This window comes from Aeromonas enterica (genome assembly GCF_054052465.1).
The window spans coordinates 55,451-68,033 of the sequence record NZ_JBSTYL010000008.1 but is presented as its reverse complement, the minus strand read 5'-3'; the positions used below and the strand labels follow the sequence as shown (position 1 = coordinate 68,033).

Here is a 12,583-nt window from a genome sequence, read left to right as displayed (position 1 = left end):
ATGGCAGGCATATTGTCACAATGCCCCCATGGTCTGCATCATCTGATTCATGGTGGTGAATTGATTGAGGTAACGCGTGTAAACAGACTCCATCCGTTTATCCAGCGACTCCATTTTAACATCGAGTCGCTTTTGATTGGCTTCCAGTGTGCTCTTGCGTGTTGCCATCATACCGTTGGTCTTGGAGAACGGATCAAGCACCTTGCTCATCCGCTTGAGCAAGCCATCATCGCCCATCAGGGCCTTACCCAGCAGTTCTGGATCTTTCTCGATCGATTTCTTGAAATCCGAGTCGCTAAACGCCAACTTGCCCGACTTATCGGTCTTGATACCAAGCTGACTCAGCGTCATGCCTGCTGGCAGGTTGCGGACCGCATTGGCAAGCGATCCTTTCAGGCCACGTACGGTCGTATCCGATGCCAGTACGCCTTTTGCCTTGGGGTCTGTTGATGTCTCTTTATTCAGCAGATCCAGCAACTCGTTGTAGCTATCAACAAATTTTTTTAGCGAACCGGTTACGGCTTCGTTGTCATAAGCCACCGTCACCTGCATAGGGCCATCACCGGGCTTTTGTACCTTGGTCAACTCAAGCGTCAACCCTTCCACCACGTTTTCAATCTTGTTGGTCGGCGATTTAATCTCCAGCGCGCCTGTGCCCACTCCCATCTTGATGATGGAGTCCTGACCCGGGGTGATCACCTTTCCGCCGACAAAAGCCTTGCCGAATTCGGAGGTAGCGTCGCCATCATAAATGGGGGTAAAAACCTTGTCTGCGCCACTCTCTTTGCTGGTTAACACCAGGTTGACCTTGCCATCCGAGCGAATGAGACTCGCTTTAACCCCTGGATTATCGGCCGCATCATTGATGGCAGACACCAACTCACGCGCGGTAGCGCCAGCAGGCAATGTGGCCAGATCGACAGCAAATGCCTTGCCGCCGACAGTAAAGGAAACCTTACCAGATGTGGGTAGGAGTGCCTTTTCATCTGCGAGTTGCACCCCGAACTGATGCGCTTGCGCCAGTTGATTGACCTGAAAGTTATATTGACCGGGGGTCGCCTTGCCATCGCTGGTCACCGTCATGATGCCATCCTGTGACAGGCTGGCTTTCTGCGCCTGCAAAGCCGCCGGCTTGTTCAGATCTTTCAGCTGAGTCTGGAAGCTGGAGAGCTTGGAGTTGATGGAGGCCAGTGAACTCTGCTGCGCCTTGACATTGGCTAGCTGCCCTTTCAGCAGCTTATCCATATTCTTGCGCTCATTGGTCACCATTTGCATCGCGGCAGAAGCGGGATCGACCTTCATATATCAACTCCTTCAATATCACGGCAAGACTTGCTTGTTGCAAAACTCTGTTGTGCCAGAACTTTGCAACCGGCAAGCGTGAAAAATAGGCCGCCACGATAGCGGCGGCCATGGCTTGATTAACGCAGCAGGCTGGTCACCATGCCAGTCATCTCGTTGGACTTGCCCAACACAGACATGCCAGCTTGCATCAGCATCTGGTTCTTGGTCATGCTGGTGCTTTCGGTAGCGAAGTCGGCATCCATGATGCGGCCCTTGGCGATATCGGTGTTCTCTTTCATGTTGGAAAGGTTGTTAACGGTGTGCTCCAAACGGTTGATATTGGCACCGAAAGAGGAGCGTACGCTGGTGATGTCTTGCATAAACTCTTCCATCTTGCCCATGGCAGTCTGGGCAGATTTCTGATCGGTCAAACCATTGCTCAGAATGACTGCATCCAGACCAGTACCAACATCTAGCGCGGCTTCATTCAACGGTTTCAGACCTTCGTCAAATGTCTTCTGCGCACCTTCAAGGTCTGTTTTTGCTGCAGCTACTGCAGCCAGTTTCGCGGCATCGGCGGGTGCGGTTGCCAAGTCAGTTTCTGCTGTCACCAAAGTTGCTTTTTTCGCTTTTAGATCCTTGGCCTCAGTACCGCCAGTGGCCGAGTCATCTTTATAATCTTTAATTGCATCCAGTTTTGTTTGGTCCGCAGCACTCACCGGAGCACCGCCAACCACCTTCTTCAGGCTATCCCCGATATTGAGGGCCAGTCGCTCGCCATCGGTACCACCGATCTGGAAGGTCACTTCGCCCTTGGCAAATTTGCCGCCAGTCTTGTCCAGCAGGTTGTCACCACCGAAGGTGGTATTGCTGGCGATGTTTTTCAGCTCTTTGGTCAGCTCGCCGAATTCGGCGTTCATGGCGGCGATATCTTTGTCGCTGCTGGTGCCGGTGGCCGCCTGGGTGGCCAGATCTTTCATGCGCTGCACAATGTTGGTCATCTCGTCCATGGCGCCTTCGGCGGTCTGCATCATGGAGATGGCATCCTGGGCGTTGCGCATGCCCACTTTCTGGCTGTTGGACTGGGATTGCAGACGGGTGGCGATCTGCAGGCCGGCAGCATCGTCAGCGGCAGAGTTGATGCGCAAACCTGTGCCCAGACGCTGCATGGCGGTACTGGCCATCTTGTTGGTGGCAGTCAGCTGGTTCTGGGTGACCATGGCGGCAAAGTTGGTGTGGATTGACAGACTCATTTTCGTTTCCTCGAAATAGATGCTGCCACAGGCAGCGTTTGGGTTGACCCCAATGAAGAACGACCATGACGGCCAAGAAATTAAATTTTTTTCGCACTTTCATCCGAAAAAACCAACGGACATCCTGAGCCAACTAGGCGTGCAACCACATGTCATAAAAACAGCAAAGCCGCACGGCAGACCCGGTGCGGCTTGTATCAGAGCAGAAACAGCGATCAGGTCAACAAGGCAACCACCCCTTGCCGGGAGACATTCGCCTGGACGAGCAGGCCAGACATGGTGCCCATAAAACCGCCCTCTTTAAGCTGAGTGCTGAGCTTGTCTTGCAACTGCTCGAGCTCTACTTGCTTGATGTTCTGGCTACGGGCTTTCACTCTGTCAAGCTGCTTGACCATCTTCTGGCGAAACTGCTTGAGCTCGCGGACCGACAGCTCGATCTCGCCAAGCAGACGTTTCAACCTTTGCTGTTCCTGCCGGATCTCGCCCTTGGCGATACCCTCCCCCAGTTGGCTCAACTGGCCGGGCTTGGCTTTGAACTGCACCGGCACCGGATTACCCGCCGGAATGCGGATCCCCTCCCCGCTGATCAGGACGGGTTCATCCAGTTTGCGGCGATGCGGGTCAGGAATGGAAAATTCAAGCTTACCGAGTTCATTCAAACTGGCCCGGATATGTTCCTTACGCAGAGCCTGATTGAGCAGTGCCACCACCTCGCCATCGCGAGCACCCGCAGGCAGCGTGACATCCACAGCGCTGCTGGTTTGCGGAAAGGAAAAGACCAGTCGCTCCGTAGTGCTCCTGGCGGCAAGCAAATCCAGCGGCTCAGCCCCGTAATGAAGGTGGTTGTCAGCGGGGGAGACCAACAGCTTGGATTTCAGTGCCATGGTCAATGGCCCCTGAGGTTGGGTCAATTTCTCTTCCAGCAGTTTGAGACGAGAAACGATCTCACTGCCGACAACGTCACGCTGGCCAAGCTGATGTTCGAGCCGTTTCAACTCGCCCCAGACCCGGCTGAGTGCTTGTTCCCCCCCTTGGGCGTGGGCAATCTTCTGCTGAGCTGTCCCGATCAACGCCCAACGATCCAGCCTGCTGATATTGGGATGTCGGTCTGGTTGGGCCTGCTTGCGGCCCGCCCCCGTCTGAGCAGTCAAACGCCCGCGTAGTTTAGGCTGAGCGGGCGTCTCAGCCACTCCGCCCAAACGGGTTTGTTGAATCTGCATCATGGCTCCTTAAACGGGTTTACGGCATGTAGTTGAACAGGCTAAGGCCATTGACCTTGGCAAAGACTTGTTGTTGTACCTGTAATGCCATCAACACATGAGCCTGCTGGGTGACGGCGCTGGCATAATCGAGGGACTCTATCTGATTGCTCACTTCCTTGCTATAGACCCCCTTCTCGGCATGACTTTCATCGATCTGATCCAGCAGGTTGATCCGGGCACCAATAGTGCTCACCGCCTGACTGATATCATCTTGCAAAGTTTGGCTACGGCCGAGCATACCTCTAGCTTGATCGGCTGCATCCGGCGCTACACGATTGATCGCATCGACCATGCTATCGAGCTGCTTGAAGAAATCACCCGAGGTCAGAAACAGCTGATCTGCGGTCTGGTTCAAACCAACCGTCACCCCTTTGGCAATGCTGACTTCGCGAACCAGGCTATCTCCCTTGTACTTATAACTACCAAAGTCGGCGTCTTTCGGGTCAGTCACCTTGACCAGTGCGGGCTGATCCACCTTGCTACCAGTAAACAGGCTGGAACCGCTCTCGTTACGGGCGTTAACCAAGTCCAACAGACCATCCCTGATGATGGCGACTTCACTGGCAACAGCCTTGCGATCCGTATCCGACAAGGAACCGGTTGCGGCTGTCTGAGTCAATTCCCGCAACCGCATCAGCATGTTGGTCATTGTATCCAACTGCTGTTCACCCTGAGATAGCTGACTCTTGGCATTGGTAATGTTCTGCTGGTATTGCTCCATCGCTACCTGCTCTTTTTGCAACCCTAAGAGACGCACGCTCCCGACCGGATCATCGGAGGGCTGCAAAATCCGCTTGTTGGTAGAAATCTGGCGATCGAGCCGGGCATATTCACCGAAACCCTGTTGCAGGTTGTCGAGCATGCTGAGTTGGATCTGGTTGGTACTGATACGCATGGTCATTCCCCTCAGAACATGTTTAGGATGGAATTGAAGAGCTGATCGGAGGTGCTGATCACCTTGGCATTGGCCTGATAGGCCTTGGTATAAGCCATGATCTTGACCCCTTCCTCATCCGTATTGACCCCACTGACACTACTCAACTTGGTGGCCAGCTGTTTCTCCATATTGGCATCCGCCGCCATGGTGGCCCTGGCCTGACCACTTTGTACCGCCATCTTGCCGAGGAGGGCACTGTAGGCGTCATACTGGCCATCCTTGATGGTCAGCAGCTCCTGCAAATTGCGGTTATCGCCCTTGCCACCGCCAACCTTAGCAAAGGCCAGATCATCGCCGGCAAAACCCGCGGCAACCCGCAATGTCCCTGCCGGATTTAGTTTGTCATAAGTGAACATCGCCTTGCACGGCGGCTTACCGGCTTCACCATTACCGTTAAGATCGACTCCTCCAACCTGCTTGGAATTAAAGTCATCGGCCAGTTTTTGGGCTATCTGGTTAAGATCATCTCGCAGTGGCCGCAATACTGTAGAGCGATAATCCATCACCCCCGCCAGCGAACCGCCATGCAGTTTGGGCACTTCAAAGGTCTGGCCGCCGAAGGCGAGGCTGAGTTGATCACCCGCCAGCGTCAAGGTACTGCTGCTTCCACCCAGCACCAACGGCTGCCCTTGGGGCAGGCTGATTGCGAAGGCACCGTCACTCTGGCGGTTGGCCCTAACTTCCATATAAGTCGACAGCTCACGAACAACCTGCTCGCGACTATCTTCCAGTACAGAGGTGTTGACCCCCTTGGAAGCCTGCTCACTGATCTGGGTATTCAGCTCGGCCACCTGCCTCAGATAGCTGTTGACCTGTGAGACGGTGCTGTTGAGCTGATCGTCGATCTGCTTCTCTTGCGTCAACATACTCTCATTCAACTGGCCAAAACGGTTGGCCAAGGCACCGGCAGAACTAACGATCTGGCTGCGCTGCGCTGGCGTCTCCGGGCTGTCGAGTGCAGCACTCAAGGAGGCAAAGAAACTGTCCAGTCCCTTGGCGATATTCATCGACTCGCTACCCAACAACTGCTCGGTGGTATTGATGTACTGATGAAAGGCATAGGAGGCACCAGTGGAAGAGCGACTGCGCCAATGCTGGGAAACCAGGTAGTCATCGGTGATCCTGCGAACACCGGTTACCTCCACCCCCATGCCGTTGTCCAGTCGACCAAAACCGGACAGGCTGCCCATCATGGCCTCCTGGCGGCTATAGCCTATGGTGTTGACGTTGGCAATATTCTGGGCTGTCAAATTCAATGCAATTTGAGCCGCGTTTAATCCACTAGCACCGATATTGAGCAGTGACATCAGTCAACCTTCTTCATTTTTGCCGAATTCAGAGGCTGGTTAAACGCAGCCAGGGTCTGTGGTTCTGAAGCGACCACAAGCTCGGCATTCTTTAACATCGGCGCCAATTGGCTGACCATCTGCTCTTTCAGCCCCATACCGCCACGCTTGACCAGACTCATAGCCAATTGACTGTCATACATGTCGCGGTATAGCTCTTCTCCTTTAATGATCTTGTCATCATCATCCTGCATGGCGTCAGAGGCTGAACGCATATGCTTGAGCACTGTCTGTAAAAAGCTCACTTCAAACTGGCCCGCAGCGGCATCCAGTGCGGCCCGTTGATCCGGATTGCTCTTTATCTGCTGCAATTCATTGAGATCCTGATAAAAACCAGGCTCCGACGTTATTCTGGTCATAGCGATCCTTAGATGACCACCAGTTCTCCCTCGAGGGCACCGGCCTCATCGAGAGCTTGTAAAATGGCCATGACATCATCGGGAGTTGCCCCGAGTGAATTAACTGCCTTAACGATCACCTCCAGCGAAGTGCCATCCGGCCAGACAAACATGTTGTTTCGCTCGCGATCCACCTGGATCTTTGAATTGGGTGTCGTCGTCGTTTGCCCATTGGAGAAGGCATTGGGTTGACTGACATTCTGGCTTTCGCCTATGGTCACGGTCAGACTGCCATGGCTGACCGCCGCCTTGTGTACCTTGACCCCTTGCCCCATCACCACTGTACCGGTCCGGCTGTTGAACACGACCCTTGGCCTCTCCTTGCCCATGTCGACCTGAATGTCCTGCAGCAGCGCCATGAAAGAGATCCGCTGACTCTCATCCTTAGGAGCCGCAAGCTGGATCCGACCAGCACTGACCGCTCGAGCGACAGGGCCCAGTTGGCGATTGATCTCTCGCTCCACATTGCGAGCTGTCTTGAAGTTGGGTTGGTGCAGGTTGAGCGTCACCTCAGGTTTATCCGCAAAGTTGCTGACGGCCTCGCGCTCAATGATGGCACCATTGGGAATAATGCCTGCCGTCGGCACATTGATGGTCACAGAGGAACCGGATTGCCCCTCAGCCTTGACCCCGGCGACCACCAGATTGCCCTGGGCAACGGCATACACGTCCCCATCGATACCACGTAATGGCGTCAACAACAGTGAGCCACCACGCAGGCTCTTGGCATCCCCGATGGAGGTCACGGTGACATCCACCAGCTGCCCCTTACCAGCCAGGGCCGGCAGCGTCGCCTGTACCGATACGGCAGCGACGTTCTTGAGCTTGGGGTCGAGATCATCGGGCAACTGTACGCCAAACTGCTTGAGCATGTTGGCCATAGATTGGCCGGTAAATTTGACCTGGCTGCGATCTCCCGTACCCGACAGGCCGACGACCAGGCCATAGCCCACCAGCTGGTTGGTTCGCATTCCCTGCACATCGGCAATATCCAGCAAGGCCCGCTTGGCAGGGGGCGCGGCATTAGCCCACCAGGGCAGGCTCAGGCAGAGCAAGGTGATAAACCATTTGTTCATGTAAACCCTCAAAAAGGTGCGAATGCGGAACTGAAGAAACGCCCCAGCCACCCCATCTGGTTACTGTCGGCAAGGGCACCACGCCCCGCATAGGTAATGCGGGCATCGGCAATTCGCTGAGAGGAAATACGGTTGCTCTGATCGATATCTTCCACTCTCACCATGCCGCCCAGACGGATATATTCGTCTCCTTGATTGAGCCGGATCCACTTCTCCCCCCGGATCCCCAGCACCCCGTTTGGCATCACTTCGGCAACCGTTACCGTAATGGAGCCGGCTAACGTATTTTGCTGGCTGGAGGTAGCGCCACCATCAAAGTCACGATCGGCACTCAGGCTGGCGCCCCAGTCGGAACGCACTTTTCCACCAATAGAGGGTGCTGGCACGTTCATGCTGCTGTTCTTGCTCATGCTGGTGTTGGCTTTCTTGCTCGACTGGGTACGTTCTTCCAGTACCACGGTCAGAATATCGCCGATACGATAGGCACGACGATCCTGAAACAGAGTCATCATGTAGTCGCCACGATAGAGGCTACCGTCTTCTCCCCGAGCCGAGACAGATAACTTGGGTCGGGAAGGGGCCCACTTTTCGTCACCTGGCTCGGGGGCCTTGAGTTCATAAGTGGCACAGCCACCCAGCAGCAACACTACCCAGAGATAACGCCACATCGCCTTCATCATCACAGCGCCTGAGTGACGAACTTGAGCATCTGATCTGCGGCGGATACCACCTTGGCGTTCATCTCATAGGCACGCTGAGTGGTGATCATGTCGACCATCTCCTCCACCACGTTGACGTTGGAACTTTCCAGCGTGAACTGCTTGATGGCGCCCATCGCCTCCTCACCCGGTACCCCTTCGATAGCTTCACCGGAGGCACCAGTCGCACGGTAGAGGTTGCCCCCAAGCGCTTCCAACCCAGCGGGGTTCGTGAAATTGGTCAAGGTAATGCGCCCCAGCTCCACATTTTCTTGCTGGCCTGGCAGCGTTGCGCTTACGGTCCCATCTGTACCGATGGAAACCTTGGTCGCATTATCGGGGATCTGGATCTGCGGCAACATGGGCAACCCATCCGAATTCACCAGCAAACCTTCGGCATTGCGATGCCACTGACCATTACGGGTATAGGCAGTTTCCCCATCAGGGCGTTCGACCCCAAAGAAACCAGCACCGACAACCGCCATATCCAATTCCTGGTTGGTATTCTGAAACTGCCCCGGTGTAAACACTTTCTGTGTTCCAACCACACGCACACCATTACCCATCTGAATGCCGATGGGTGACAGGTTCTGCTGATCCTGCTGAGCGCCTGGCTGGCGCTGTACCTGATAGAACAAGTCCTCAAAGGCCACGCGATCGCGTTTGAAGCCAACCGTATTCACGTTGGCCAAGTTGTTGGAAATGCTGGCCATCTTGGCATCTTGTGCCGACAAGCCCGTTTTACTCACCCAAAGTGCCGCATGCATCTTTGCTTCTCCACCTAATTCATTCGGGGCGCTATCGCGCATCTATCAAGGGTCTTGTGGCTCTGGCGAGCTAACCTGCTAGCCCTGACCGGAAATAAGTCTGGCCCCTTGCCGGGCCTGATCATCTGCGGTTTTCATCAACTTGACCTGAAGCTCGAAATTGCGGGTCAATGACATACTGCTGATCAGCTCGTCGACCGCATTAACATTGGCCCCCTCAAGAAAACCTGAGGCTAGTACCACCTGCTCGCTGGTCTCGGCATCACCCCCCTGGCGCAAACGGAAGAGGCCGTCCGGACCTTTTGCCAGTTCGACCGGATCCGGATTGACCAGCTTGAGACGACCCACATCCAAGCGGGCACCACCACCTGGGGGCGTGATGCTGAGGGAACCATCCTTGCCGAAGCTCAAATCCCGATAGGCAGGCAGTACCATTTCCCCACCATCTCCCAGCACGGGGCGACCATTGAGCGTCAATAGTCCTTCGGCATCCACTTCCAGGTTACCTGCCCGGGTATAGGCCTCTTTGCCATCGGCAGTTTGCACCGTGATAAAACCTTCACCACGCATCGCCACATCCAGTTTGCGGCCCGTTTGCATCAGGGCGCCCGCCTTAAAATCCGTGCCGGCCATCTCTTCGCGCGCCATGACCCGACTTGGGTAGCCATCACCGGTCAGTGCATAGGCTGAGACCCGCTCAAAATCGGCCCGAAAGCCGGCGGTATTGACGTTGGCCAGATTATTCGCCCGAATTTGCTGGGCCATCAGGGTATGTTGCGCCCCCGACATGGCGGTATAGATAAGCTTTTCCACGCATCAAGCCTTAGAAGGAGTTGAAGAGAACTTGAGTCATCTTGTCAGCAGAGCTGATGGTTTTGGCGTTGGCTTGGTAGTTACGCTGGGAAGTCATCAGGCTGACCAGCTCACCGGTCAAGTCCACGTTGGAACTCTCGTAAGCACCAGCAGTGAGTGAGCCCAGGGTCCCGGTTCCTGGCGCGCCCAACACCGGCTGACCTGAGCTGAAGGATTGCTGCCAGGTGGTGTTGTTGGTTTGCAACAAGCCATTCGGGTTGGTGAAGTTCGCCATCACCACTTGTCCTTGCCGCAAGCTCTGACCATTGGTGAAGGTGGCATACACACCACCATCGGCATCCACCTTGACCCCGGTCAGATCGCCAGCGGTATAGCCATTGGACTGGTTGCGGGTGGCGTTGAAGTCGGAGGCATACTGACTGACACGCGCCATATCGAACGTCAAGGAGATATCGGCAGCCCCAGCAGGCTTCAGATCCAGATTGGGGAAGGTTGTCGGTGATTTCAGCGTGCCGTTGGTATTGAACTCCATCTGCACGGGACCTCCCGCTACGCTACCGTTGAAGGTGTAATGTAGATCCCACTTGTTCGGTTCTGTTTTCACAAAATACTGGGTCACAGTGTGCTCAACTCCCAGCGAGTCATAAGCCTTGCTGGATTGGGAGTAGCTGAAGGTTTCCGACTTTTTAGGATCAAAAGCATTACTCGGTACGGCCTGGTCGATTTTGCTCGCATCCGCCTTGAGGTTGGCTACGAACTCCAGCTTGTCCGATGCCTTGGCGGGCAAGCTGCCAGCCTTGACCTGAATATCACCCACCACGCCGGATTGCAGCTCACCTGCATCATTGGTGGTATAGCCTTGCAGACGAGTGCCATTGGCTGTGGTCAGATAGTTGCTGGCATCCCGTTGAAACATACCCGCACGGGTATAGGAAGTCTGGCCGTTGCTGTCTTTCAGCACAAAGAAACCACTGCCGGAGATAGCCAGATCTAACCCACGACCGGTGCGTGTCACATCGCCGTTACGATCAAAGTTCTGGGAGACATTGTTCATCTCGACGCCACCGGCCTGCCCACCACCATAAATAGCGGCGAATTCGGCACGGCTCGACTTGAAACCAGCTGTGCTGGCGTTGGCCACGTTGTTGCTGATAACACTCAATTCTTGGTTCACGGCGCGCAGGCCGCTCAATCCGATACTGAAAGACACAATTTCGCTCCTATCTGATTACGCCGATTTGCCAAACTGGATAGCACTGAAGAGCGGCACATCACCCACTCCAGCCACCTGCAACATGATCTCGCCAGTACCGGGCAGGGTGACACGATCCACCTTGCTGGCCACAAAATTCTTGGTCCCGACCATGCTCTTGCCAGCCGAAGCCTTGACTTCGAAGCTGTATTCGCCAGCGGGCAGGGGAGGCAACTTGTAATCCAGCCCACCGGCCTTGCTTTCACCCCAGCTTTTGCTGGCCACCAGCACACCATGCTGGTCATACACCTTGAGATCTACCTGTTCTGCTGCGCCTTGCAGCTCAATTTGGCCGCGGACGGGCTGCTCCCGCTGCTGCCTGAGGGTCTTGCTCGGTACCATCACTTCCTTGTCGATGAGGGCGGTACTCTGCAACACTTGCTGGGTATCCATCATGTTGATGGATTTCTGTTGCAGCACCTTCAACCCCTCCACGCCTTCCACCATGCTGAACTGCGCCAGTTGGGCCACGTATTGGGCACCATCCAGTGGATTGGTCGGGTCCTGGTTCTGGATCTGGGCAACCATCATCTGCAAGAATTCGTTGCGCAGTTGCATGCCGCCCTGAGGGGCTTGGCCTGCTGCCACACTGTTGGGGGCTATATCCGGTGTTGCGGTACGCTGACTGGTGCTACGCGCAGTATCCAGGCTACTCACCTGAGGCAGGCTCATGGCTTACACTCCCTGGCCTAGGCGCAGCAGACCTTGCTGCATACTATTGATGCGATTGATCACTTCGACCGAGGTTTCAAAACCGCGTGAAGCGCTCATCATGTCGGCCATCTCTTCAACTGCGTTGACGTTGGAGTAGTAGACGAAGCCATCCTGATCGGCCAGGGGGTTGGTAGGCTCGAGGCGTTTATCTACCTGGCGATCAGACTGTACGATTCCTGCGATCTGCACCTGAGCCGCCCCCAGCGAATCAGCATCTTGTACCCGTTGATACAGTGTGGAGAACACCGGCTTGATGGCACGAAAAGCAGCCTCTTCACTGCCTGCGGCACTGTCCACGTTTGCCAGATTGGAGGCCACCGTATCCAAGCGTACGGTTTGCGCGCGCATGGCACTGCCTGCGATGTCATAGATTCGATTAAACGACATGATTAACGGCCCTCGATCGCTTTGGCGATCCCGGTGATTTTCATATTCAGGAAGGTGAGACTGGTCTGAAAGTCGGTAGCATTATTGGCAAACTTGCTTTGTTCAACACTGAGCTCGGCAGTATTGCCATCCATGGAGGCCTGATAGGGAATACGATACAGAGGATGTTGCATATCATTGGCCATGACGCCATGGCTGATGGCTGCACTCGCATCTCCCGCCGCAACTTGCTGCGCGACACGCCCCAAAATCGTCTTATAATCGACATCTCGGGCCAGATAGCCAGGGGTATCCACATTGGCCAGATTCCCTGCCAGAATACGCGCCCGATCCGCCCGCACATCTAGGGCATAAGGGTGTACACCAAGAGCGCTGTCAAATGAGATACTCATGCTT

General features: G+C 55.1%; 14 protein-coding genes. All 14 read right to left on the bottom strand.

Features of this window, described 5'->3' with window-relative positions; translation table 11 throughout:
- Positions 1 to 15: 15 nt before the first annotated feature.
- Positions 16 to 1,302 carry a lateral flagellar capping protein LafB gene (lafB, locus tag ACW5XD_RS10905; RefSeq protein WP_456494906.1) on the bottom strand — a complete coding sequence of 429 codons (1,287 nt, stop codon included), beginning with the start codon at positions 1,300 to 1,302 and terminating at the stop codon, positions 16 to 18.
- Between the two features lie 119 nt (positions 1,303 to 1,421).
- Positions 1,422 to 2,537 carry a flagellin N-terminal helical domain-containing protein gene (locus tag ACW5XD_RS10900; protein WP_456494905.1) on the bottom strand — a complete coding sequence of 372 codons (1,116 nt, stop codon included), beginning with the start codon at positions 2,535 to 2,537 and terminating at the stop codon, positions 1,422 to 1,424.
- A 215-nt stretch (positions 2,538 to 2,752) separates the two neighbouring features.
- Positions 2,753 to 3,607, bottom strand: a complete 855-nt coding sequence (locus ACW5XD_RS10895; protein ID WP_456494904.1) for a hypothetical protein — start codon at positions 3,605 to 3,607, stop codon at positions 2,753 to 2,755.
- A gap of 169 nt (positions 3,608 to 3,776) precedes the next feature.
- Positions 3,777 to 4,694, bottom strand: coding sequence for a lateral flagellar hook-associated protein LfgL (lfgL, locus tag ACW5XD_RS10890; protein ID WP_456494903.1), 918 nt, complete (start codon positions 4,692 to 4,694; stop codon positions 3,777 to 3,779).
- An 11-nt stretch (positions 4,695 to 4,705) separates the two neighbouring features.
- Entirely contained in the window at positions 4,706 to 6,043 is a 1,338-nt protein-coding gene (gene lfgK / locus ACW5XD_RS10885) for a lateral flagellar hook-associated protein LfgK (protein ID WP_456494902.1), read from the bottom strand.
- A complete protein-coding gene (locus ACW5XD_RS10880; RefSeq protein WP_456494901.1) occupies positions 6,043 to 6,441 on the bottom strand; it encodes a rod-binding protein in 399 nt (132 codons plus the stop codon). The genes lfgK and ACW5XD_RS10880 overlap by 1 nt, the downstream gene beginning before the upstream one ends.
- A gap of 8 nt (positions 6,442 to 6,449) precedes the next feature.
- Entirely contained in the window at positions 6,450 to 7,556 is a 1,107-nt protein-coding gene (gene fgIL, locus ACW5XD_RS10875) for a lateral flagellar basal body P-ring FlgIL (protein WP_456494900.1), read from the bottom strand.
- Positions 7,557 to 7,564: 8 nt separating this feature from the next.
- Positions 7,565 to 8,236 (bottom strand): flagellar basal body L-ring protein FlgH, encoded by a 672-nt coding sequence (gene flgH / locus ACW5XD_RS10870; protein ID WP_005314257.1) that lies wholly within the window; start codon positions 8,234 to 8,236, stop codon positions 7,565 to 7,567.
- On the bottom strand, positions 8,236 to 9,021 hold the full coding sequence (lfgG, locus tag ACW5XD_RS10865) for a lateral flagellar basal-body rod protein LfgG (RefSeq protein WP_005314259.1): 786 nt from the start codon (positions 9,019 to 9,021) through the stop codon (positions 8,236 to 8,238). Before lfgG ends, flgH begins: the two co-directional genes overlap by 1 nt.
- A 78-nt stretch (positions 9,022 to 9,099) precedes the next feature.
- On the bottom strand, positions 9,100 to 9,834 hold the full coding sequence (gene lfgF / locus ACW5XD_RS10860) for a lateral flagellar basal-body rod protein LfgF (RefSeq protein ID WP_456494899.1): 735 nt from the start codon (positions 9,832 to 9,834) through the stop codon (positions 9,100 to 9,102).
- Between the two features lie 10 nt (positions 9,835 to 9,844).
- On the bottom strand, positions 9,845 to 11,044 hold the full coding sequence (gene flgEL, locus ACW5XD_RS10855) for a lateral flagellar hook protein FlgEL (RefSeq protein WP_456494898.1): 1,200 nt from the start codon (positions 11,042 to 11,044) through the stop codon (positions 9,845 to 9,847).
- An 18-nt stretch (positions 11,045 to 11,062) separates the two neighbouring features.
- The gene (locus tag ACW5XD_RS10850) at positions 11,063 to 11,758 is read right to left on the bottom strand and encodes a flagellar hook assembly protein FlgD (protein ID WP_456494897.1); all 696 of its coding nucleotides are present in this window, start codon (positions 11,756 to 11,758) and stop codon (positions 11,063 to 11,065) included.
- A gap of 3 nt (positions 11,759 to 11,761) precedes the next feature.
- On the bottom strand, positions 11,762 to 12,187 hold the full coding sequence (gene flgCL, locus ACW5XD_RS10845) for a lateral flagellar basal body rod protein FlgCL (RefSeq protein ID WP_042867929.1): 426 nt from the start codon (positions 12,185 to 12,187) through the stop codon (positions 11,762 to 11,764).
- 2 nt (positions 12,188 to 12,189) lie between these two features.
- Positions 12,190 to 12,579 (bottom strand): lateral flagellar basal body rod protein LfgB, encoded by a 390-nt coding sequence (gene lfgB, locus ACW5XD_RS10840; RefSeq protein ID WP_456494896.1) that lies wholly within the window; start codon positions 12,577 to 12,579, stop codon positions 12,190 to 12,192.
- Positions 12,580 to 12,583: the final 4 nt, after the last annotated feature.